19 protein-coding genes are annotated in these 20,696 nt (G+C 74.6%); 8 read left to right on the top strand and 11 right to left on the bottom strand.

Annotation, left to right across the window (positions count from 1 at the left end):
* Positions 1 to 192: 192 nt before the first annotated feature.
* The 8 genes from OG937_16810 to OG937_16775 all read right to left on the bottom strand — a co-directional run bounded on the left by OG937_16810 (position 193) and on the right by OG937_16775 (position 7,013).
* Positions 193 to 1,290, bottom strand: coding sequence for an ATP-binding protein (locus OG937_16810; protein ID WUD73232.1), 1,098 nt, complete (start codon positions 1,288 to 1,290; stop codon positions 193 to 195).
* Positions 1,287 to 2,033, bottom strand: coding sequence for a response regulator transcription factor (locus OG937_16805; GenBank protein ID WUD73231.1), 747 nt, complete (start codon positions 2,031 to 2,033; stop codon positions 1,287 to 1,289). The genes OG937_16810 and OG937_16805 overlap by 4 nt, the downstream gene beginning before the upstream one ends.
* A 61-nt stretch (positions 2,034 to 2,094) precedes the next feature.
* Positions 2,095 to 2,778, bottom strand: coding sequence for a spermidine synthase (locus tag OG937_16800; protein WUD73230.1), 684 nt, complete (start codon positions 2,776 to 2,778; stop codon positions 2,095 to 2,097).
* 43 nt (positions 2,779 to 2,821) lie between these two features.
* Positions 2,822 to 3,436: a hypothetical protein gene (locus OG937_16795; protein ID WUD73229.1), complete on the bottom strand. Its 615-nt coding sequence runs from the start codon at positions 3,434 to 3,436 to the stop codon at positions 2,822 to 2,824.
* A gap of 31 nt (positions 3,437 to 3,467) precedes the next feature.
* Positions 3,468 to 4,784 carry a hypothetical protein gene (locus tag OG937_16790; GenBank protein WUD73228.1) on the bottom strand — a complete coding sequence of 439 codons (1,317 nt, stop codon included), beginning with the start codon at positions 4,782 to 4,784 and terminating at the stop codon, positions 3,468 to 3,470.
* Positions 4,781 to 5,566, bottom strand: a complete 786-nt coding sequence (locus OG937_16785; protein ID WUD73227.1) for an ABC transporter ATP-binding protein — start codon at positions 5,564 to 5,566, stop codon at positions 4,781 to 4,783. Before OG937_16785 ends, OG937_16790 begins: the two co-directional genes overlap by 4 nt.
* Complete coding sequence (locus OG937_16780; GenBank protein WUD73226.1) at positions 5,563 to 6,453, bottom strand: zf-HC2 domain-containing protein; 891 nt, start codon at positions 6,451 to 6,453, stop codon at positions 5,563 to 5,565. The genes OG937_16785 and OG937_16780 overlap by 4 nt, the downstream gene beginning before the upstream one ends.
* On the bottom strand, positions 6,447 to 7,013 hold the full coding sequence (locus OG937_16775) for an RNA polymerase sigma factor (GenBank protein ID WUD73225.1): 567 nt from the start codon (positions 7,011 to 7,013) through the stop codon (positions 6,447 to 6,449). The genes OG937_16780 and OG937_16775 overlap by 7 nt, the downstream gene beginning before the upstream one ends.
* A 183-nt stretch (positions 7,014 to 7,196) precedes the next feature.
* On the opposite strand from OG937_16775, the gene lon reads away from it, so the two are divergent.
* Both lon and OG937_16765 read left to right on the top strand, forming a co-directional pair.
* Positions 7,197 to 9,638, top strand: a complete 2,442-nt coding sequence (gene lon, locus OG937_16770; protein ID WUD73224.1) for an endopeptidase La — start codon at positions 7,197 to 7,199, stop codon at positions 9,636 to 9,638.
* Between the two features lie 285 nt (positions 9,639 to 9,923).
* Positions 9,924 to 10,352 (top strand): MarR family transcriptional regulator, encoded by a 429-nt coding sequence (locus OG937_16765; GenBank protein ID WUD78771.1) that lies wholly within the window; start codon positions 9,924 to 9,926, stop codon positions 10,350 to 10,352.
* A 39-nt stretch (positions 10,353 to 10,391) separates the two neighbouring features.
* Here the strand turns inward: OG937_16765 and OG937_16760 are convergent, their stop codons facing one another.
* Entirely contained in the window at positions 10,392 to 11,237 is an 846-nt protein-coding gene (locus OG937_16760) for a hypothetical protein (protein WUD73223.1), read from the bottom strand.
* A 357-nt stretch (positions 11,238 to 11,594) separates the two neighbouring features.
* Here OG937_16760 and OG937_16755 point away from each other — a divergent pair, with 357 nt between their 5' ends.
* The 5 genes from OG937_16755 to OG937_16735 all read left to right on the top strand — a co-directional run bounded on the left by OG937_16755 (position 11,595) and on the right by OG937_16735 (position 17,039).
* Positions 11,595 to 14,186 (top strand): nitrate- and nitrite sensing domain-containing protein, encoded by a 2,592-nt coding sequence (locus tag OG937_16755; protein ID WUD73222.1) that lies wholly within the window; start codon positions 11,595 to 11,597, stop codon positions 14,184 to 14,186.
* On the top strand, positions 14,186 to 14,701 hold the full coding sequence (locus OG937_16750) for a roadblock/LC7 domain-containing protein (GenBank protein WUD73221.1): 516 nt from the start codon (positions 14,186 to 14,188) through the stop codon (positions 14,699 to 14,701). The genes OG937_16755 and OG937_16750 overlap by 1 nt, the downstream gene beginning before the upstream one ends.
* The gene (locus OG937_16745) at positions 14,701 to 15,126 is read left to right on the top strand and encodes a DUF742 domain-containing protein (protein WUD73220.1); all 426 of its coding nucleotides are present in this window, start codon (positions 14,701 to 14,703) and stop codon (positions 15,124 to 15,126) included. The genes OG937_16750 and OG937_16745 overlap by 1 nt, the downstream gene beginning before the upstream one ends.
* Position 15,127: 1 nt before the next feature.
* Positions 15,128 to 15,730, top strand: a complete 603-nt coding sequence (locus OG937_16740; GenBank protein ID WUD73219.1) for an ATP/GTP-binding protein — start codon at positions 15,128 to 15,130, stop codon at positions 15,728 to 15,730.
* Between the two features lie 73 nt (positions 15,731 to 15,803).
* Positions 15,804 to 17,039, top strand: coding sequence for an FAD-binding oxidoreductase (locus tag OG937_16735; protein WUD73218.1), 1,236 nt, complete (start codon positions 15,804 to 15,806; stop codon positions 17,037 to 17,039).
* A gap of 256 nt (positions 17,040 to 17,295) precedes the next feature.
* On the opposite strand, the gene OG937_16730 is transcribed toward OG937_16735, so the two are convergent.
* Positions 17,296 to 17,922 (bottom strand): DUF4328 domain-containing protein, encoded by a 627-nt coding sequence (locus tag OG937_16730; GenBank protein ID WUD73217.1) that lies wholly within the window; start codon positions 17,920 to 17,922, stop codon positions 17,296 to 17,298.
* Positions 17,923 to 18,167: 245 nt separating this feature from the next.
* Here OG937_16730 and OG937_16725 point away from each other — a divergent pair, with 245 nt between their 5' ends.
* Positions 18,168 to 19,592: a selenium-binding family protein gene (locus OG937_16725; protein ID WUD73216.1), complete on the top strand. Its 1,425-nt coding sequence runs from the start codon at positions 18,168 to 18,170 to the stop codon at positions 19,590 to 19,592.
* 24 nt (positions 19,593 to 19,616) lie between these two features.
* Here OG937_16725 and OG937_16720 read toward each other — a convergent pair whose 3' ends face one another.
* Positions 19,617 to 20,636, bottom strand: coding sequence for a zinc-dependent alcohol dehydrogenase family protein (locus OG937_16720; protein ID WUD73215.1), 1,020 nt, complete (start codon positions 20,634 to 20,636; stop codon positions 19,617 to 19,619).
* Between the last annotated feature and the right edge of the window lie 60 nt (positions 20,637 to 20,696).

Here is a 20,696-nt window from a genome sequence, read left to right as displayed (position 1 = left end):
CCTCTTCCGCTTCACAAGGTGATGGACAGCGGAAATAAAGGCTACGCCTACCTGAGCGTTTCCTGCAGGCGGGGAGGCCAGTCGTCGCCTAAGTCACATCGGAAAGGCGGTTTCGGGGCGGAGTTTGGCGGGAATGGGGTCCTGAATCGACTGGTCCGGTTGCCTCTGGCAACGTCTGCCCTGGCAGGAGCGTCAAGCCGACGCCGTCGCGGACCCCGGGAGGGTGACGCGGATCCGGCAGCCGCGGGGGGACTCGGCCACCGCGATGCGTCCGCCGTGGAGGTCCACCGCCCAGCGGGCGATCGCCAGTCCCAGCCCCGTGCCGCCGTCGCCCGGTCCCGCGGTGCCGCGGTTGAACCGCTCGAAGACACGGGTGCGCTCGGCCTCGGGTATCCCGGGGCCCTCGTCCAGGACCTCCAGGTCGAGGCTGCCCGGACCGGTGCCGCGCCGGGCGCGCACGGTGACCCGGCCGCTGGGCGGGCTGTGCTTGACGGCGTTGTCGATCAGGTTGGCGACCACCTGGTGCAGCCGCTCCGCGTCCGCGTACGCGGTCAGCTCCGGCGGTGAGACGTCCAGGTGGAGGTGGACGTCCTTGCGCGCCCGGCCGCCGTGCGCCCTGGCGTCCTTCAGACCGAGGCCGGCCGTCTTGATCACGGCCGACAGGTACGGCCAGACCTCGAAGCGCTTGGCGTCCAGCGGCACGATGCCGTTGTCCAGGCGGGAGAGGTCCAGCAGGTGGGCGACGAGCAGGCTCAGCCGCTCCGCCTGCTGCAGCGCGGTGCGCATCGTCTCCGTGTCGGCCTCGGAGACCCCGTCGACGACGTTCTCCAGGACCGCGCGGAGCGCCGCGATCGGGGTGCGCAGCTCATGTGAGACATTCGCCACCAGCTCCTTGCGGTGCTGGTCGACGGCCTCCAGGTCGGCGGCCATCCGGTTGAAGGTCTCGGCCAGTTCGCCGACCTCGTCGCGGCGCACCGCGGTGACCCGCCGGCTGTAGTCGCCGCGCACCATGGCGCCGGCGGCCGAGGTCATCTCGCGCAGCGGCGCGGTCAGCCCGTGCGCCACCAGCTGCGAGATCAGCAGCGAGGCGATGATCGAGAAGATCGTGATGATCCGGATCTCGGTCGCGGAGTGCATCGCCACGAAGATCAGGCCCGTGGTGATCAGCACGGAGGCGAGCACCAGGTACTGCAGCGCCGCCTTGATCGACCGGAAGGGGTCGTACGGCCTCAGCGCGGCCCAGACACGTTCCCGCAGCTTCGGCGGGCGCGGCGCGCTGTAGGGGCTCACGGCGTGGGCGTCTCGAGCGCGTAGCCGACGCCGTGCACGGTACGGATGCGCTCCGCGCCGATCTTCCGCCGCAGCGCCTTGACGTGGCTGTCGACGGTGCGGGTGCCGGAGGCGTCCGCCCAGTCCCAGACCTCGGCGAGCAGCTGCTCCCGGGAGAGCACCGCGCGCGGCTGCTGGGCCAGGCAGACCAGCAGGTCGAACTCGGTCGGGGTGAGGTGCACGTCGGCGCCCCGGACCCGGACCCGGCGCTGGGCGTTGTCGATCTCCAGGTCGCCGAGCTGCATGTTGGCGCCGCGCGGGTCGCGGGCGGCGATCGTGGCGCGCTCCACGCGGCGCAGCAGCACGTGCACCCGGGCGACCAGCTCGCGCAGCGAGAAGGGCTTGGTCATGTAGTCGTCGGCGCCCACGCCGAGCCCGACGAGCATGTCGGTCTCGTCGTCGCGGGCGGTCAGCATCAGCACCGGGACCGGCCGCGAGGCCTGCACGCGGCGGCAGACCTCCAGGCCGTCGTACCCGGGGAGCATGACGTCGAGGACGAGGAGGTCGGGCTGCCAGGAGGCGGCGGTCTCCACGGCGGCGGGGCCGTCGCCCGCGGTGCGGACCTGGAAGCCCTCGGCCCGCAGGCGTACCGCGATGGCGTCGGCGATCGTCGCGTCGTCCTCCACCACCAGCACGCGGCGCTGCGCGCCGGGGGTGGCCGCCACCGCTGCGGCGTCGGCGGTCGTCGGCTGTGTGCTGTCCATGTGGGGTCCCCCATGGTCGTTTGCGTTGCGCAGCAGCGTACGGGGCGGGACGGTGACGCGGCTATGCGGGTTTGATTGCCAGGTGCACGACATCCGGAACGCCCCGATTCACCGGGATCTCGATGGTCCGGACCTGCGTGAACTGCGCCGACCTCAAGGCGTCGTCGAACGCGGCGGACGGCTGCGCAGACCATACCGCCAGTACGCCGCCGGGTTCGAGCCGCTCCCTGCAGGCCGCCAGACCCTCCGGTCCGTACAGCCCCCCGTTGCCCTCGGTGACCGTCCAGTCGGGGCCGTTGTCGATGTCCAGGCACAGCGCGTCGTACGTCACGTCCGCCTCCCGCACGTACGCCACCAGATCGCCCTCGACGACGCTCACCCGCGGGTTCTCCAGCGCGTGCTCGGAGAAGTCCGCCAGCGGGCCCGCGTGATGCCAGTCGATCACCGCCCGCTCCCGTTCGGCCACCGCGATCCGCGCCCAGCGCGGCTCGGCCGCCGCCCGCGCGAGCGAGAAGCCCACCCCGAGGCCGCCGATCAGCACCGACAGCTCCGCCCGGTCCGCCGGGAGGGCGTCCAGCGCCGCGTCGACCAGCAGCCGTTCCGAGCGGCCGTCGGAGGTGTCCATCAGGAAGGTGCCGTTGGCGATGATCTCGTAGCGCCCGCCGCTGCGCCGGAGCGCGACCTCCCCGTACGGCCCGTCACGACGGTCGAGCGTGACGGGCCGTTCCTCTTCGTTCGCGTCCATGGACCCAGCGTAATGAGCCGACCCTCCGGGCCGGACGGGTTTTTTACCCGCAGCCGCCCGGGGCCGCCGGTCCCCGCACGGCCACCAGGGCGGCGCCGCCCGCGAAGAGGACGGCGGCGGTCGCCCAGGCCGCGGGCTGGGCGCCCGGCTGCATCGACCAGGCCCACACCGCGGCCGCCCCGCCCGGAGTGCGGGGAGCCGCCATGTAGACGCTGCCGCCGTAGAGCACGGGCGGCAGCCAGCTCAGCCGGGCCCCCAGGACGGCGGCGCCCGCGGCCGCGAGACCGGTGAAGCCGAGGACGCCCCGGACCATCGTCGGGGCACCGAAGCGGTCCGGATCCCCGGGGACCGCCGCGCCCAGCCAGAGCACCGCCGGCCCGGTGAGGGCGAGCAGGTGCACGGCCCGCCACCGCCACCAGGGCAGCGGGGCGCCACGGTCCACTTCCCCGGAGTGGGTGTGGAGCGAGACCCCGGTGACGGCCGCCGCGAGGACCGGGGCGAGGACGACCACCGGGACGCGGGCGCCGGTGTCGAAGAACGGCCGGCCGACCAGCCAGTCCGCGCCCCAGCGGGAGGCGGCGAAGAGGACGGCCAGCGCGACGGCGGCGCCGGGCAGACCGCGTGAGCGGACATAGAGGGGCAGAAGGGCTGGCGTCATCGTGAGGGCTCCTCGACGGGTCCGGTGGGGGTCACGGTGCGGGGACTCCGCCGACGTCGCAGGCCCGGACGCCGGCCAGGTAGCGGCCGAACCAGGCGCGGCGGTCGGCGGCCGTCATGGCGCGCAGGCGCTGCGCCCCCGACCGTGCGAGGCGCGCCTCGGCCGGGTCGGCGGCGAAGAGGGGACCCCCGAGGCGCAGCCACTCCTGGGCGGCGTACTCGTTGGCGTAGGCGCGCGCACCGGCTTGGGCCCTCTCGCATCCGGCCGAGGAGGAGACCGCGTACACGAAGTCCCGGTAGAGCATGCCGTCGTCGCCGAGGCGGCCCTGGAAGACGCCGCCGTACAGCTGGAACCGGACCTCCCCGGGCGGCGCCGTCTCCGGAGATCCCCCCTCGCGGTACCGGACGGGCGCCCCCGGGGCGCCGTCCAGCAGGGCGTCGACGCGGTCCACCACCGCGCGCACCGCGGGCAGGGCCGAGCCGTGCGCCGCGCGGACGCACACCGAGGGGGTGCCCTGGTCGCAGACGAGCGCGGACGCGGCGGGGTCGGGCCGCCACAGGTCGGCGCCGCTCCGGTACAGGACGGACGCGGCCGCGACGGCGACGACCAGCGGCAGGACGGCGAGCACCCGCCGTCTGGCGTGACCGGCCAGCAGCGCGGCGGCGGCCGCTCCGGCGAACCACACCGCCGCGAGAGGGGCGGCCCACCACACCGGGGCGTCACCGGAGGGGCCGGCGTACGCGGGGCTGAGTACCGTGGCGCCCGACTCGCCGTAGGCGCCGATGCCGAGCAACAGATACCCGGCGACCGCGAGCAGCGGTGCCGCGAAGCGCCAGGGCAGTGCCCGCCCTGCCGCGAAGCCGAGTGCGCCCAGAGCCCCGAGCGCCACCGCGTCCGCGGCCGGCCGGTCCCACGCGGGGTGCCCGTAGGACGCGTACGGCAGGACCAGCGCCAGGCACACGCCGACCGCCGTCAGATAGCCCAGCACCGGCCAGGCCATCGACGGCAGGGCCGCGACCAGCGCCCTGCGCAGCGGCGGCCGCGCGGCCGAGGCGAGCAGGTCGCCGGTGCCGCGCCGCCGTTCGCGGCCGCCCTGCCAGCAGCCGGCGGCGAGGGCGAGCGGACCGCCGAGGAGCAGGCCGGCCTCGCGCAGCGCGCCGTGGAGCACCGCCCAGTCGTCCCCCAGCGAGTACCGCCTGGCCAGTACGGCGATGAGGACGCCGCCGGCCACGGCGGCCCCCGTCCACGCCCCGAAGCCGCGCAGCAGCTCGGTGCGGTGGACACGGTGGACACGGGGCGCGGCGGGAGGCGCCTGGGGAGCGGTGGCCAGGGTGCCCGGGGCGCTCATACGGCGGCCTCCCGGACGCCGGAGGCCGCGCCGCGGTGACGGCGCAGCGCCGCCGTGTAGCCGCGTTCGATCGGGCTGTCCCCGGCCGCGTCGTCGTCCCCGGCCGCGGCGAGCTCCGCCGCGGTGCCGCGGAAGGCGACCCGTCCGCCGTCGAGCAGCGTCACGTCCGTGCAGGCGGTGGCCACGTCCTCGACGAGATGGGTGGAGACCAGCACGGTCGCCGTGGTGCCCACTTCCCTGAGCAGGGCGCGGAACTCCACCCGCTGTTCCGGGTCGAGACCGGCGGTCGGCTCGTCGAGCAGCAGCAGGTCGGGGTCGTTGACGATGGCCTGGGCGATGCCGACCCGGCGCACCATGCCGCCGGACAGGGTCCTGATCCTCACGTCGGCGCGCTCGGCGACGCCGACCCGCTCCATCGCACGGTCGACGGCCGCCGGCACCGCGGCCTTGGGCATCTCCTTCAGCCAGGCCACGTACGCCACGAACTCGCGCACCGTGAAGCCCGGGTAGTAGCCGAACTCCTGCGGCAGGTAGCCCAGGCGCCGCCGGATCGCGGTGCGCCCTGCCTGGGTCGCCGGGTCGTGGCCCAGCAGCTCCAGGCGGCCCGACCGGTACCCGGCCACGGTGGCCAGTACCCGGATCAGCGAGGTCTTCCCGGCGCCGTTGGGGCCGAGCAGCCCGTGGACCCCGCGCCCGACGCGCAGGTCGAGGGCGTCCAGGGCGGTGGTCCGGCGATGTCTCACGGTCAGACCGTCGAGGGAGACGGTCGGCTCGGTCGTCATGGGCGCTCCAGGTGGTCGAAAGCGGTACGGCGAAGGGTCAGGAGAAGGGCGCAGGCGGCGCCGGCCGCGGCCCAGGCGGGCTGCGCGGCGGGGGAGAGCAGCAGGGGCGCGGACCCGGGCGGGAGCCCGCAGAGGACGACGGCGCACAGCCAGCCGGCCGTCACCACGGCGGCGGCCCGGTGGCAGCCGGTCCAGCTGCCCAGCGCGAGCGTGGCCCCGGTCAGCACGAGCCCCGGCAGCAGCCACGCCACCGCGGCGCCCGTGCCCGCCAGGACGCCTCCGGCGGCGGTCAGCAGCGGCACGCACACCGCCAGCACGGCTGCGGTGCGCGTCAGCAGCAGCCGCAGCCCCCCCGACGGCGTCGACGCGGCCAGTTCGTGGGCCGGGTCGCCGTACCTCCCGTACGCGAGGGCCACGCCCACCGGCGGCAGCGCCGGGGCGAGCACCAGAAGCCAGGGGCGTCCCTGCGGCGCCCCGCCCAGCCGCGTCAGGGCCACGGCCACCGCCAGCGTCAGCAGCACCGACGCCACCCAGGCCGGACGCAGCGTGCGCGCGGGGCGGACGGCGGCGTGCCAGGGACGGGCCCCGGCCGCCCGCGCGAGGGGCGGGGCCGGCCGGGGCGCGGTGCCCGTGGCCGCGGTGAGCACGGCGTCCCGGACCTCGCAGAGGACCGCTCCGCCCCCGCCCGCCCTGGCCAGCGAGGAGATCCGGGCGGCGCAGGCCGCACAGGACTCCAGGTGCTTGTCCACCGACCAGGCGGCGGAGTCGGCGAGCGTGCCGTCGGCGTAGGCGGCGGCCGTGCCGTCCGGCACGTGCCAGCCGGTCCGGTCAGCCTGCGGGGTTCCGGGGGTGCGCCACGCGAGGCGTCCCCGGGCGGGGGTCAGCATGCGGCTCCTCCTGCGGTGCCGAGGGCGGCGAGGGCGGCGCGCAGTTCGCGGCGCGCCCGCGAGGCCCGGGTCTTGACGGTGCCTTCGGGTATCCCGAGCAGGCGCGCGGCCTCCCGCGTGGTGAGGCCGTCGATCACGGTCGCCCGCAGGACGGCCCGCAGTTCGGGGGAGATCCGGTCGAGCGCGGCGCCCACGTCGCCGTACTCCAGCCCGGCGAGGACGTGCTCCTCGGCGGAGGGGGTGGTGCCGGGCTCCTCCGCGGCCAGGAGGTCGCGGGTGCCGGCCCGCACCGCGGCGCGGCGGGCGTCCGCCAGCCGCCGGGCGGCGATCACCCACAACCAGCCGCCCGCGGCTCCGCCGCCGTAGGTGCCCGCCGAGCGCCAGGCCGCCATGAAGGTGTCCTGCAGCACCTCCCGGACGGTCTCCGGGTCCGGGCAGCGCCGCGTGAGCCGGGCGTGCAGCCATCCGGAATGGCGGTCGTACAGGTCTGCGAGGGCCTGGGTGTCGCCCCGGGCGATCGCGCGCATCAGCGCGTCGTCCCCGGGCGGCTCGTGGCTCATGGGGCGGAAGAGTCTCACGCCCCTCTATCGCCGCCGACGCCGCGAACGGTTCTCGGGCGCGGCGGAGGAGGCGCGCACCCTGCGCCGCGGCCGATCGCTCAGAGCGAACACGGCTCGGGGAACACCAGGGGCATCAGATGCATTGAGTCTGCATAGCTCAACTTGATTGCTTAGGGAGAGATAATGGCTCAATCGTCTTCGTCGGCGTTCGCGCCGCTCACCCTGCCCGTGCTGCCCCTCGACGACTCGGTGGTCCTGCCCGGCATGGTCGTGCCGGTGGACCTGACCGACGCCGAGGCGCGCGCCGCGGTCGAGGCGGCGCAGGCCGCCCAGCGGTCCGGTCGTCCCGGACTCGGCAACAAGCCGCGGGTGCTGCTCGTTCCCCGGGTGGACGGGGACTACGCCGGCGTGGGCACGCTGGGCACCGTCGAGCAGGTGGGACGTCTGTCGGACGGCGATCCCGGTGCCGTGATCCGCGCGGTGAGCCGTGTGCGCATCGGCGCCGGCACGACCGGCCCCGGCGGCGCCCTGTGGGTGGAGGGCACCGAGCTCTCCGAGCCCGCACCGGCCGAGGCCCCCGGCACCGTCGCGGAGCTCATGAAGGAGTACAAGGCCCTGGCCACCAGCTGGCTGCGCAAGCGCGGGGCCTGGCAGGTCGTGGACCGCGTCCAGCAGATCGAGGACGTCTCGCAGCTCGCGGACAACGCCGGCTACTCCGGCTTCCTCACCACCAGCCAGCGCATCGAGCTGCTGGAGACCCTGGACCCGGTCGCCCGGCTGAAGCTGGCCACGCAGTGGCTGCGTGACCACCTGGCCGAGCAGGACGTCGCGGAGACCATCCGCAAGGACGTCCAGGAGGGCATGGAGAAGCAGCAGCGCGAGTTCCTGCTGCGGCAGCAGCTGCAGGCCGTCCGCAAGGAGCTGGCCGAGCTGAACGGCGACCCGGAGGACGAGGCGGACGACTACCGTTCCCGCGTCGAGGCCGCCGACCTGCCCGAGAAGGTGCGCGAGGCCGCCCTGAAGGAGGTCGAGAAGCTGGAGCGGTCCAGCGACGCGTCCCCCGAGGGCAGCTGGATCCGCACCTGGCTCGACACCGTCCTGGAGCTGCCGTGGAACACCACGACCCAGGACGCCTACGACATCCCCGGCGCGCGGGCGGTGCTGGACGCCGACCACGCGGGCCTGGAGGACGTGAAGGAACGCATCACCGAGTACCTGGCCGTGCGCAAGCGGCGCAACGACCGCGGTCTCGGGGTCGTCGGCGGCCGCCGCGGAGGTGCGGTGCTGGCCCTGGTGGGCCCGCCCGGCGTCGGCAAGACCTCGCTCGGCGAGTCCGTGGCCCGCGCGATGGGGCGGAAGTTCGTGCGCGTCGCGCTCGGCGGCGTCCGCGACGAGGCGGAGATCCGCGGCCACCGGCGCACCTACGTCGGCGCGCTGCCCGGCCGGCTGGTGCGCGCCATCAAGGAGGCCGGGTCCATGAACCCGGTGGTCCTGCTGGACGAGATCGACAAGGTGGGCTCCGACTACCGCGGCGACCCGGCCGCGGCCCTGCTGGAGGTCCTGGACCCGGCGCAGAACCACACCTTCCGGGACCACTACCTGGAGGTCGAGCTGGACCTGAGCGACGTGGTGTTCCTCGCCACCGCCAACGTCCTGGAGGCCATCCCCGAGCCGTTGCTGGACCGCATGGAGCTGGTGCGGCTGGACGGCTACACCGAGGACGAGAAGGTCGTCATCGCCCGTGACCACCTGCTGCCGCGCCAGCGGGAGCTGGCCGGGCTCGGCGAGGACGAGGTGACGGTCGACGACGTGGCCCTGCGCAAGCTGGCCGGGGAGTACACCCGCGAGGCGGGCGTGCGCACCCTGGAGCGTTCGATCGCCCGCATCCTGCGGAAGGTCGCGGCCAAGCACGAACTCGGCGAGCGCGAGCTGCCGTTCACGGTGACCCCGCAGGACCTGCGGGACCTCATCGGCCGGCCGCACCACGTGCCGGAGTCCGCGCAGGACCCGCAGGAGCGGCGCACGGCGGTGCCGGGCGTCTCCACGGGCCTGGCGGTGACCGGCGCGGGCGGCGACGTCCTCTACATCGAGGCGTCGCTGGCCGACCCGGAGACCGGCGGCAGCGGGCTGCAGCTCACCGGGCAGCTGGGCGACGTGATGAAGGAGTCCGCGCAGATCGCGCTCTCCTTCCTGCGCTCGCACGGGGCCGAACTGGAGCTGCCGGTCGGCGACCTGAAGGAGCGCGGCGTCCACCTCCACGTCCCCGCGGGCGCGGTCCCCAAGGACGGCCCGAGCGCGGGTGTCACCATGACCACCGCGCTGGCCTCGCTCCTGTCGGGGCGGCGGGTCCGCACCGACGTGGCGATGACCGGCGAGGTGTCGCTGACCGGGCGCGTGCTCCCGATCGGCGGCGTCAAGCAGAAGCTGCTCGCGGCGCACCGCGCCGGGATCACCACCGTGGTGATCCCCAAGCGGAACGAGGCGGACCTGGACGACGTCCCCGCCGAGGTCCTGGAGAAGCTGGAGGTCCACGCGGTCTCGGACGTCCGGCACGTGCTCAAGCTGGCCCTGGAGCCCGCAGTCACCGGCGCGGACTCCGGCCTGGAAGCCCCAGTCGCGGCCTGAGTGAGGCCCTGACGGGGTGAATGGAGAGCGGCCCCTCCCACGGCCTGAGGAGGGGCCGCTCCCGTGCGTGCGGCAGCCGGCCCACGCGGCGGCGTCCGCGTGGCCGGGCCGTGCGGGGGCGGGGACACCAGGCGGGGAAGGGGCCCTGGTCACGCTGTGCGTCCAGGTCTGCGAAATACTGGGGACGCTGCGTACACGGCGGCCGGATACGACAGGTCTTCACGACGGAAAGCGGGTGACGAGGTGGCCGGAACCGCCGGCTCCCCCGGGGAGGCGGATCCCGTGATGGAGGCGCTCGAACGCGAGCTCACCGTCCTGTTGCGGCGCGCCCGCGCCTCCTCCGGCGAGATGGCCCGCGAGGTCCATCCGGACCTGGAGCCCGCGGCGTACGGGATCCTCGCCAGGCTCGCCGAGACCGGGCCCGAGCGGGCCACCGTGCTCGCCGGCTACTTCGGCGTCGGCAAGGCCACGATGAGCCGTCAACTGCGCGCCCTGGAGGTGCTCGGGCTCATCCGACGCGAACCCGACCCCGCCGACGGCCGGGCCTACCTGGTACAGCTCACCGCGGGGGGCGCCGAGCGCTTCTCGCGCGTCCGCACGGCGCGCCGGGCGCGCTACGTCAGCCGGCTGAGCGGCTGGGACCGGGACGAACTGCGGGAACTGGCCCGGCTGCTGGGCCAGCTGAACGACTCGCAGGAGCAGGACGGCGCGTAACCCGCGCGGTCCTCCGCCCGGCGCGCGGCCACGCCGTCGTCACCACTGCGCGAACACCGCGGTCGCGTCGTCGCGCGTCTTGCCGCGGGGGAAGCGGGTGCCGTCCGGGTCGGCGGACTCCGCGGCGCGCACGCGCCGCAGGAGCTCCTCGGGGCCGGCCTTGCGCAGCAGTGCGACCGTGCCCTGCCAGTCCTGCTCGTGGAAGACCTCGACCAGCCGGGCGGCGCCGTCGGTCAGGGCCGCGACCGCGCGGACCTGCGAGCGCGGCCGGGTGCCCGTGACGGCGCGCTCGGCGACCGCGGGGTCCGCCGCCGCGGTGAAGAAGCCGCCCTCGGCGTTGCGCAGGGCCTCCACCGCCCGCCCGTACTCCGCGGCGGCCTCGGCACGGGCGGGCGTGCCGCGCGGCAGGGCACGCACCGCGGCGCGCAGCGCGGGCACCGGACCGGGCAGCCGGCCCAGCCGGTCGTCGCGCACGGCACCGACGTGACCTGTGGTGTCCTCGATGAGCAACACCGAGTCGGATAGCACCAGATGCTCCACGGTGTCCGCATTCCACCGGACCGCCACCACGGTCGCCTGCGGGGTGCGGCGGTGAGAAAGGTCACAGGCGCCGCGGTGCGCGTCGGCCGTGCGCAGGACGGATTCCGCGAGACACTGCGCCAGGCTCGGGGCCGCGGGCGAAACGGACAGTTCGATCATGGATCCGCCCAGCTCGGCGACGTACCAGGGGACGTCGTGACGGCATCCCGTGGGGCCGTCGGGAGGGGTGACGCCGTCCAGCAGGACCAGTGAACCGCCGCCGCCTGACGCGGGCATGGCCACCGCGACGAAGTCCTCGTTGGGGCGTCCGGGGCTGCCGGGCTCGGTCGCCGTCTCGATGCGCATGCGGCCAGTCTGCAGCAGCCGCCCGGGGGAGCTGTTCGAACCCCGGGGGCGCTCGCCGGGGGTTACCGGTCAGTGAAGGTGCGCATCCTGCCAGGGCGGCGGCTCCGATGCCAGTTCCGGTCCCGGTCGGCCGGGGGGCGTGCGCGTAACGATCCAGCCGGGGAGTTGAACGTCAACTTGTCGTTGCGATTCACTCGTTCGGGTGTCGAGGCGGGGGACGCACATCTGCATTCCGGGTCGGCCTGAGAAGGTCGGGACGATGCCGGGATGAGGCCAGACGTTGCCGTGCTCGGCGCTCGGCCGATGTGTCGTCATCTCGGGACCAGTGGACCAGGCGAGACGGGATAGCGAGCACCGGTGCGAACACGACGTAACCCGCGGACCAAGCGCGTACGGCAGAGACTGCTGGGCGCCCTGCTGATCTGCGCCGTCACGGTCCTGGCCGCCTCCGCCCCGGGCATGGCCACGGGCGTGCGCGATCTGGCCGAGTCCCAGCGGCTGGTCGGCATGGCGCGACTGGAGGCCCAGGCGGTCTCGTTGTCCCACGCCTTGGCCGACGAACGCGACGGCATGGCCGTCTTCGTGGCCGGCGGCCGCTCCACCGAGGGCGGCACGGGCGTCTCCGAGGCCCAGCGGGAGCGGGTCGACCGCCAGGTCCAGGAGGTGCTGACGGCGGCGGCCGACACCGACACCGACGACGCCCCGGCCTTCGCCGACGCGACCGCCGAGGTCGTCCGGCAGCTCGGGGAACTCCCCGCCGTCCGGCAGAAGGTGCTCTCCGGCCCCGGCTCCGCCGAGGCGGCCGTCGCGGCCTACGACCCGGCGATCCGGGCGCTGAACGGGGTCGGCGCCGCCGTCGCCCGCTCGCTGCCCGCCCGCGGTGCCTCCGCCGACACCACCGCGCTGCCCGAACTCGCCCGCGCCGTCGACCAGGCTTCCGTCCAGCGCGGCCTGCTGGTCGGCGCGCTCACCGCGGGCGGCGAGGAGTCCGCCCTGGTCACTGCCGCGCAGACCGCCGCCGTCAGCGAGCGGTCCGCGCTCGCCGACTTCCGCGGCGGGGCCTCGCAGGCCGCGGTCGAGCAGTACGACCAGACGGTCACCGGCTCCGACGTCAACCAGGCCGACAAGCGCCTGAAGCAGCTGCTGAACAGCTCCTCGCTGTCCGCCGCCGACCGCGCGCTCAAGCCGCGAGCGGTCCAGGCGGCGCTCTCCGCGCGGATCGACATGATGCGCGGCGTCGAGTCCTCGCTCGCCGCCGCCGCCGCCGACCGGCTCGCCGCGCTGCGCGACGACGACGTGACGGCCCTCGAACTCCACGTCGCCCTCGCCTCCGTGTGCTTCCTGCTCGTCCTCGGCGTCGGCGTCTCCACGGCCCGCTCCATCACCCGGCCGGCCGCCGCGCTGGGCCGCTTCGCCCGCGGGGACGTCCCCGCGGGCGAGCAGGTCAGGATCGTCGGCTCCGACGAGTTCGCGGCGACGGCCCGGGCGGTCAACGCGCTCCGCGCCGAGGTCGGCGGGCTGCGCGAGCGCGTCGCCGCGCAGGACGCCGAACACACCAAGCTCCAGGGCGTACGGGACGCCCTCGCCGCGGAACGCGACCTGCTGCACGGCCGGCAGGAGGTGCTCACCACGCGCCTGGGCAGCCTGCAGGGCAACGTCCACGGCACCTACGTCAACCTGACGCTGCGCACCCTCGGTCTGGTCGAGCGCCAGCTCACGCTGATCGAGCGGCTGGAGGAACTGGTCCACGACCCGGACGAGCTCGCCCAGCTGTTCAAGCTGGACCACCTCGCCACCCGCATGCGCCGCAACAGCGAGAACCTGCTGCTGCTCGCCGGAGCCGAACACGGTCACGCGCAGCCCAAGCCCGTCCCGCTGGTCGACGTGGCGCGCGCCGCGGTCTCCGAGATCGACAAGTACGAGCGCGTCCGCATCCAGCAGCTGCCCGCGGGACGCATCGCCGGCTTCGCCTCCGACGACCTCAGCCACCTGATCGCCGAGCTCCTGGAGAACGCGGCCGCGTTCTCCCCGCCGGAGACCGAGGTGGAGCTGTCCGGCTGGATGCTGGAGAGCGGCGAGCTGATGCTGTCGGTCGAGGACCAGGGCATCGGCATCCCCACGGCCCGGCTGGACGAGCTCAACGCGCTGCTGACGCAGGCCGATCCCGTGGAGCAGGCCTCCGGCGGCGAGGCCACCGGCATGGGCGCCTACGTGGTGGCCCGGCTCGCCGCCCGGCACGGCATCCGCGTCCAGCTCCGCGACGCCAAGCGCGGCGGCACCACCGCCGTGGTGGTCGTCCCCGCGGCGCTCACCGCGCCGGCGGAGGACCCGGACGGCCCGCAGACCCCCGTGGAGGCGGCCGTCGCGGGCGAGCCGTGGCAGCCGGGCACGGCGCTGCGGAGCGCACGCGACGAGCAGGCCGTAAAGGCGGAGCGGACGGCACCGGCGGCCGTGGAGCCCGTGACGGAGCCGTCGCCCGATGAGGCGCCCGGACCCGGGGGCGACGCCATCGAGCACGCCCGCGCCGACCAGCCCGCCCCCGCCCCGACGCCGGCCCCGGAAACCGGGCCGGCACCGGTCGAGGCGGCCGAAGCGGCCGAGGCGCCCGCGGCACCGGCTCCGGCCTCCGCGGAGGTGCCGGACGGCGTGGCGCTCACCGCCAAGGGGCTCCCGCAGCGGGTGCCGCGGTCCACGGGGCTGTCGGGTGAACCGCAGCTCCGTGGGCGGGCCCGGCAGGGCGGCGGGGTGGACCCGGAGGAGCTGCGGCGCAAGCTCGGCGGCTTCGCCCGGGGTCTGCGCGACGGCCGGGCGGAGGCCGAGGCCGAGACGCAGGAGATCCGGCGCGGCCTGCCCGCGCCGAGGGCGGCCGCGGACGCGGCCGCGGCAGAAGGCAGTTCGGGGGGACACCAACAAGTCGAAGCCGAAGGCGTCGAGGAGGCACGCGGTTGATGTCGGCCGGTACGGACACCCAGAGTGAACGGGGCCTGAGCCACGAGGCACGTAGCCTCCAGTGGCTGCTGAGCAATTTCGTGGAGGACGTGCCCGGGGTCCGCTCCGTGGCCGTCGTGTCCTCGGACGGACTGCTGCTGCTGACCTCGGAGCCCGAGGACGAGGCCGACGCGGCTGACGAAGGCACGGAGGACGGCGCGGCCGGACGCCCCAGGGGCCCGGCGGGCACCTCCGCCGACCTGGCCACGGTGGTCTCCGGCATCGCCTCGCTGACCGATGGCGCCGCGCGCCTGATGGACGGCGGTGGCGTGCGCCAGACGGGGGTGGCGATGGAGAACGGCAGCGTGTTCGTGATGACGATCGGGGACGGTTCGCTGCTCGGCGTCCACGCGGACGCCGAGTGCGACATGAGCGTGGTGGCCTACCACATGGCCCTGTTCGTGGGCCGGGCCGGCCACGTGCTCACCCCGGCGCTCCGCACGGAGCTGCGCCAGGCGATCGAGGGGGGCCGCTGATGCGCCGTCCGGTGATCGCCGCGGCCCGGGCGGCCGCCGTCCTCCCCGTACGGGGCGCCGGGCGCAGGGCCGCCCGGGTGCGCCCGTACGCGCTGACCGGCGGCCGTACGTCCTTCGGCCACGTGCTGCTGGTGGAGACCTTCGTCGCGACGATCGATGGCTCCACCGAGCGCAGGGAGCTGACCTCGGGCAGCTGGGCCGAGCGCGTCATGCCGGAGATGCGCGCCATCGTGGAGCTGTGCCGCCGGATGCGCTCGGTGGCGGAGATCTCGGCGCTGCTGCGCATGCCGCTCGGCGTCGTCCGGGTGCTGCTCAGCGACCTGGCCGATCAGGGAAGGATCCGCGTGTACGGGACCGGGCACGGGCCCGGCGCCCCGGATCGCGCACTGCTGGAGAGGGTTCTCGGTGGACTTCGCAGGCTCTGACATGTCGTCCCTCGCGGAAGAAGACGGCCTGCAGGAGTGGCAGCTGGACGTGAGCCAGGCGCCCACCTCGACCAAGATCGTGGTGGCGGGCGGCTTCGGCGTGGGCAAGACCACCTTCGTCGGCACGGTCTCGGAGATCACCCCGCTCACCACCGAGGCGGTGATGACCAGTGCCAGTGAGGACATCGACGACCTCGGGTCCACCCCGGACAAGACCACCACCACGGTGGCGATGGACTTCGGCCGGATCACCCTCGACCGGGAGCTGGTGCTCTACCTGTTCGGCACCCCCGGCCAGCAGCGCTTCTGGTTCATGTGGGACGACCTGGTGCGCGGGGCGATCGGCGCCGTCGTCCTCGCCGACACCCGCCGGCTGGCCGACGCCTTCCCGGCACTGGACTACTTCGAGAGCAGCGGCCTGCCCTACGCCGTGGCGGTCAACCGCTTCGAGGGCACCACCGCCTACGACGAGATCGACGTCCGCGAGGCGCTCGCCGTGCCGGACGAGATCCCGGTGGTGATATGCGACGCCCGCGACCGCCAGTCGGTGATCCAGGTACTGCTGGCCCTGGTCAAGCAGGCCCTCGTCGCCCAGCCGGAGTAGCAGTCTTCCGGCGGAGTCGTGGGGACGCCCGCCGGACGCATCCCAGCCGCACCGTACGAGAGAGCATGCCGCCTTGCGCAAGATACTGATCGTGGGAGCCGGCCAGTCCGGGCTCCAACTGGCCCTGGGCCTGCAGTCCCGGGGATACGAGGTCACCGTCATGTCCAACCGCACGGCGGACGAGATACGCCACGGGCGTGTCATGTCCACCCAGTGCATGTTCGGCACGGCGCTGGGCCACGAGCGCGACCTCGGTCTCGGCTTCTGGGAGGACCGGACCCCCCGGATCGAGGGCCTGGGGGTCTCCGTCGCCGCCCCCGACGGATCACGGCCCATCGACTGGGTGGGACGGCTCGACGCGTACGCGCAGTCCGTCGACCAGCGGGTGAAGATGGCCGGCTGGCTGGAGACCTTCGTCGAGCGCGGCGGCAAGCTGGTCGTGCACGGCGTGACCGTCGGCGACCTGGACTACTTCTCCCGCGCCTACGACCTGGTGATGGTCGCGGCCGGCAAGGGCGAGCTGGTCTCCATGTTCGGCCGGGACGCCGAGCGTTCCCCGTACGACAGCCCGCAGCGTGCGCTGGCCGTCGCCTATGTGCACGGCCTCGGCCCGCGCCCGGAGCACCCCGACTTCCACGCGGTGCGGCTCAACATGGTGCCCGGCGCCGGCGAACTGATCGTGATCCCGGCGTTCACCACCTCCGGCCCCTGCGACATCCTCTTCTGGGAGGGGCTCCCGGGCGGTCCGCTCGACGTCTTCGGCGGTGTCAAGGACCCACAGGAACACCTGCGCATCACCCTGGAATTGATGGAGCGTCATATGCCGTGGGAGTACGACCGCGCCCGTGACGTGGAGCTGACGGACGCCGGCGGCACCCTGGCCGGGCGTTTCGCGCCGGTGGTCCGGCACCCCGTCGCGGAACTGCCCTCCGGCGGGCTGGTGCTGGGCGTCGCCGACGTCGTGGTGGCCAACGACCCGATCACCGGGCAGGGCTCCAACAGCGCCTCCAAGTGCGCGGCCGCCTACCTCGACGCCATCGTCGAGCAGGGCGACAAGCCCTTCGACCGGGACTGGATGGAGTCCGCCTTCGCCCGCTTCTGGGCCACCGCCGAGCCGGTGACCAAGTGGACCAACGCCCTCCTCGGCCCGCCGCCGGAGCACATCCTCGGCCTGATCGGTGCCGCCGGGCAGTTGCCGGCGGTCGCCGACCGCTTCGCCAACGGCTTCGACGACCCGTCGGACTACGAGTCGTACTTCTATGACCCGGGGGCGACCTCCGCCTACCTGGCCTCGGCCGCCGGGGCCTGACGGCCTAGGGCCTGTCGTCAAATTGCCGCCTGCCCCGCGGCGCCTGGCACGGCACTCCCCCAGCCTTCGGCCGGGGGTGCCCCCACGCTGCGTTGTCGAATCGTCCGAGTAGCCCACTACGAGGACGACTCTCCGCCTTGCGATGCACCGCACCAGACACCGCAGGGCCCGCCCTCCGGGCGGCTGACGTCAATTTGACGACAGGCCCTAGCGGCGCCGGCGGTGCACGCCGCCGGTGCCGGACGGCCCGCCGCCCTCAGCCGCGCAGGCGCGTCCGCTGCATCGCGGCGAGCCGCAGCACCACGGCGATGCACAGCGCCCCCGCCAGGACGTAGAGCGCGGCACCGGCCGTCTCCGCCGCAGGCGGGCCCGTGGTGGCGGAGGGGGAGGCGAGGAGCTGCGCCGCCACGAAGAGCAGCCACCACGAGGTCAGCAGCACACTGGTGCGCCGCGGGCGTCCGGGCGGGGAACTGGCGGCCCAGATGTCGTTGATGATCCGCTTGGGCAGGACGAAGCCGACCAGCGGTATCAGCCACGCGCCCGTGGTCCAGCCGCGTCGCATCCGGTGACCGCCGGGCGCCAGCGCCTCGGCGTTCACCCGCATCTGCCACAGCCAGCGCAGGAAGACGACCCCGGTGAGCACGAAGGCGAGATGGCTCAGACCGGTGAGGGTGACGACCTCGTCGCCGCGCGCGAGGGCGGCGGCCGAGCCGCCGGCGGCGCGGTCGAGGAACAGCCGGGCGACGAGCAGCGCGGCGTTCACCAGCACGCAGACCCCGAGCGCGGCCACGACGAGGACGGTCGTCGCCTTGGGGACGAAGACCGGCTCGCCCTCGGCCGGCCGCACGGGCGGGGACATGACGATGGCGTCGTCGTGGGTCACGAAGCCGCAACCTAGTGCCGGCCCCGCCATCCGGTCCAGTGCCGCCCGCGTCCCGGCAACCGGGCCCGGCGCGGCGGCGGGCCGTCCGGGCGCCCGGGGTCCCGCCTTGGCACCTCTCCGGGGCTGTGAAACGCTCGTCGTACGGGACATCTGTCCGGCGTCCGCACACAGATCCCGCACGGCTGGGCCCGGTCGTCCGCCGCAAGGCCCCTGGTCCGGGCTCCCGTACGGGAGAGGGAACAGCCATGACGACGACCGAGCACGACCGCGACGGCCACCGTGACCCCACCCTGTACCGCACCCCGGCGGACGCCGTCGCCGCGCCCGCCGAGAAGCTCGCCTACGTCGTCGGGTTCGACCCGGCCGGAGAGCGCCCGGACGCACTGTTCACCGTCGTCACCGATCCGGGATCCCCGGTGTACGGCCAGGTGGCCGCCCGCGTCGAGATGCCCGACCGGGGCAACGAACTGCACCACTTCGGCTGGAACGCCTGCTCGAGCGCGCTGGCCCACGCCGGCCACCACCACGCCGCGCGGCGCTACCTCATCGTCCCGGGCCTGCGTTCCTCCCGGCTGCACGTCCTCGACACCGGCCCCGATCCCACCCGGCCGCGCCTGGTCAAGGTGGTCGAGGCCGGGGAGCTCGCCGCCAGGGCCGGTTACTCGCGGCCGCACACCCTCCACTGCGGCCCCGACGGGGTGTTCCTGTCCTGCCTCGGCGGCGCGGACGGCGCGGACGGGCCCGGCGGCGTCGCGCTGCTGGACCACGAGACCTTCGAGGTGCTGCGGGCCTGGGAGAGCGAGCGCGGACCGCAGTCGCTCGCCTACGACGTCTGGTGGCACCTGCGCGAGAACATCGCCGTGACCAGCGAGTGGGGCAGCCCCTCGATGATCGAGGACGGGCTCGTGCCCGAACTGCTGCTGGACCGCCGCTACGGGCACGCGGTGCACTTCTGGGACCTGGACACGGGCCGGCACCTGCAGCGCGTCGACCTGGGGGACGAGAACCAGATGGTGCTGGAGCTGCGTCCCTCGCACGACCCCGAGGCCACCTGGGGGTTCGTGAACACCGTCGTCGACGTCGAGGACCTGTCGGCGTCGGTGTGGCTGTGGACCCGGGAGGGCGGCGACTTCACGGTCCGCAAGGTGATCACCCTGCCCGCCGAGCCCGCCCGGGCGGAGGACCTGCCCCCCGCGTTACGGCCGTTCGGCGCCGTGCCCCCGTTGATCACCGACATCGACCTGTCGGTGGACGACCGGTGGCTGTACGTCTCCGCGTGGGGGACCGGTGACCTCCACCAGTACGACGTGGGCGACCCGCTCCGGCCGAGGCGGACCGCGTCCGTGCGGCTGGGCGGCATCACCGGCCGGCAGGCGCACCCCGCGGAGCCGGACGTCCCGCTGAGCGGCGGAGCGCAGATGGTCGAGCTCAGCCGCGACGGACGGCGGGTGTACGTGACGAACTCCCTGTACGGCGCCTGGGACGCGCAGTTCTACCCCGAGGGCATCGACCCGTGGATGGTCAAACTCGACGCCGACACCTCACGCGGCGGGCTCCGCGTCGACAGCGGCTTCTTCCCGCACGGCCCGGACTTCCGGGGACTGCGGGTGCACCAGACGCGCCTGGAAGGCGGCGACGCCTCCTCGGACTCGTACTGCTACCGCCGCTGACCGCCGCTGACCGCCGGGCACCCGTCACCCGGCGACGTCCACGATGACCTTGCCCCGGCCCTCGCCGCGCTCGACCACGCCGTGCGCCTCGGCGGCCGTGGCCAGGGTGAAGCGGCGCGGGTCGACCAGCGGCCGCAGCGCGCCGGCCTCGGCGAGGGCGGCGGCCTCGCGCAGGATCCCGCCGTGGTGCTCGCGCCCGCGGCCGGTGAGCATCGGCAGCAGTGTGAAGACCCCGGAGTAGCTGGCACCGCGGAAGGACAGCGGCGCGAGGCTGTGGCTGCCCCAGCCGAGGGCGCTCACCACATGGCCGGTGTAGGTGCGCACCGCGGTGAAGGAGGCGTCGAGCGTCTCCCCGCCGACGGTGTCGACGACGACGTCGAAGCCCTCGCCGCCGGTGTGCTCGGCGACGTAGGCGTCGACCGGGGTGGCGGTGCGGTCGATCGGGGTCGCCCCGAGAGCGGCGATGGTCTCCAGGCTGCACGGCGAGCCGGTGGCGAAGACCTCGGCACCGCGGGCCCGGGCGAGCTGGACGGCCACGTGCCCGATGCCGCCGGCGCCGCCGTGGACGAGCACCTTCTGCCCCTCGTGTACGCCCGCCCGGTCCACCAGGCCCTCCCAGGCGGTGATGAAGACCAGCGGGAGCGCCGCCGCCTGACGCATCGTCAGTGCGGCGGGCTTGCGGGCCAGCAGCCGGGCGTCCACGGCCGCGTACTCGGCCAGCGACCCCTGGAGGCCGCCGACCCCGCCGGTCATGCCGAAGACCTCGTCCCCGGGTGCGAAGCCGGTGACGTCGGCCCCGACCTCCTCGACGACGCCGGCCAGGTCGAGGCCGAGCACGGCGGGCGGCCGGGTGCGGGCGTGGGCGGCCTTCCCGGCGCTGATCTTGGTGTCCAGGGGGTTCACCCCGGAGGCTGCGATCCGGACCAGCACCTGGCCGGGGCCGGGTGCCGGGGTTCGGATCGCGCCGAGGACGAGGGGGCTGCCGAACTCTTCCAGCAGGACCGCGCGCATGGTGGTGGCCACCGGGGGGCGGGAGGAGGTCATCGGATGTCCTTTCGAACAGACAGGTCTGTTTGATTCGGGTCGAAGGAACGCCCTCGTCCC

The sequence above is a fragment of the Streptomyces sp. NBC_00510 genome (assembly GCA_036013505.1).
Lineage (GTDB): Bacteria > Actinomycetota > Actinomycetes > Streptomycetales > Streptomycetaceae > Actinacidiphila.
The sequence above is the reverse complement of the archived record's forward strand: the minus strand, read 5'-3'. Positions and strand labels throughout refer to the sequence as shown.

Coding starts and splice junctions, on each gene's coding strand:
- OG937_16805 (WUD73231.1), bottom strand. CDS start 2,033: ATGGACAGCACACAGCCGACGACCGCCGACGCCGCAGCGGTGGCGGCC.
- OG937_16800 (WUD73230.1), bottom strand. CDS start 2,778: ATGGACGCGAACGAAGAGGAACGGCCCGTCACGCTCGACCGTCGTGAC.
- OG937_16795 (WUD73229.1), bottom strand. CDS start 3,436: ATGACGCCAGCCCTTCTGCCCCTCTATGTCCGCTCACGCGGTCTGCCC.
- OG937_16790 (WUD73228.1), bottom strand. CDS start 4,784: ATGAGCGCCCCGGGCACCCTGGCCACCGCTCCCCAGGCGCCTCCCGCC.
- OG937_16785 (WUD73227.1), bottom strand. CDS start 5,566: ATGACGACCGAGCCGACCGTCTCCCTCGACGGTCTGACCGTGAGACAT.
- OG937_16780 (WUD73226.1), bottom strand. CDS start 6,453: ATGCTGACCCCCGCCCGGGGACGCCTCGCGTGGCGCACCCCCGGAACC.
- OG937_16775 (WUD73225.1), bottom strand. CDS start 7,013: ATGAGCCACGAGCCGCCCGGGGACGACGCGCTGATGCGCGCGATCGCC.
- lon (WUD73224.1), top strand. CDS start 7,197: ATGGCTCAATCGTCTTCGTCGGCGTTCGCGCCGCTCACCCTGCCCGTG.
- OG937_16765 (WUD78771.1), top strand. CDS start 9,924: ATGGAGGCGCTCGAACGCGAGCTCACCGTCCTGTTGCGGCGCGCCCGC.
- OG937_16760 (WUD73223.1), bottom strand. CDS start 11,237: ATGCGCATCGAGACGGCGACCGAGCCCGGCAGCCCCGGACGCCCCAAC.
- OG937_16750 (WUD73221.1), top strand. CDS start 14,186: ATGTCGGCCGGTACGGACACCCAGAGTGAACGGGGCCTGAGCCACGAG.
- OG937_16745 (WUD73220.1), top strand. CDS start 14,701: ATGCGCCGTCCGGTGATCGCCGCGGCCCGGGCGGCCGCCGTCCTCCCC.
- OG937_16740 (WUD73219.1), top strand. CDS start 15,128: ATGTCGTCCCTCGCGGAAGAAGACGGCCTGCAGGAGTGGCAGCTGGAC.
- OG937_16725 (WUD73216.1), top strand. CDS start 18,168: ATGACGACGACCGAGCACGACCGCGACGGCCACCGTGACCCCACCCTG.
- OG937_16720 (WUD73215.1), bottom strand. CDS start 20,636: ATGACCTCCTCCCGCCCCCCGGTGGCCACCACCATGCGCGCGGTCCTG.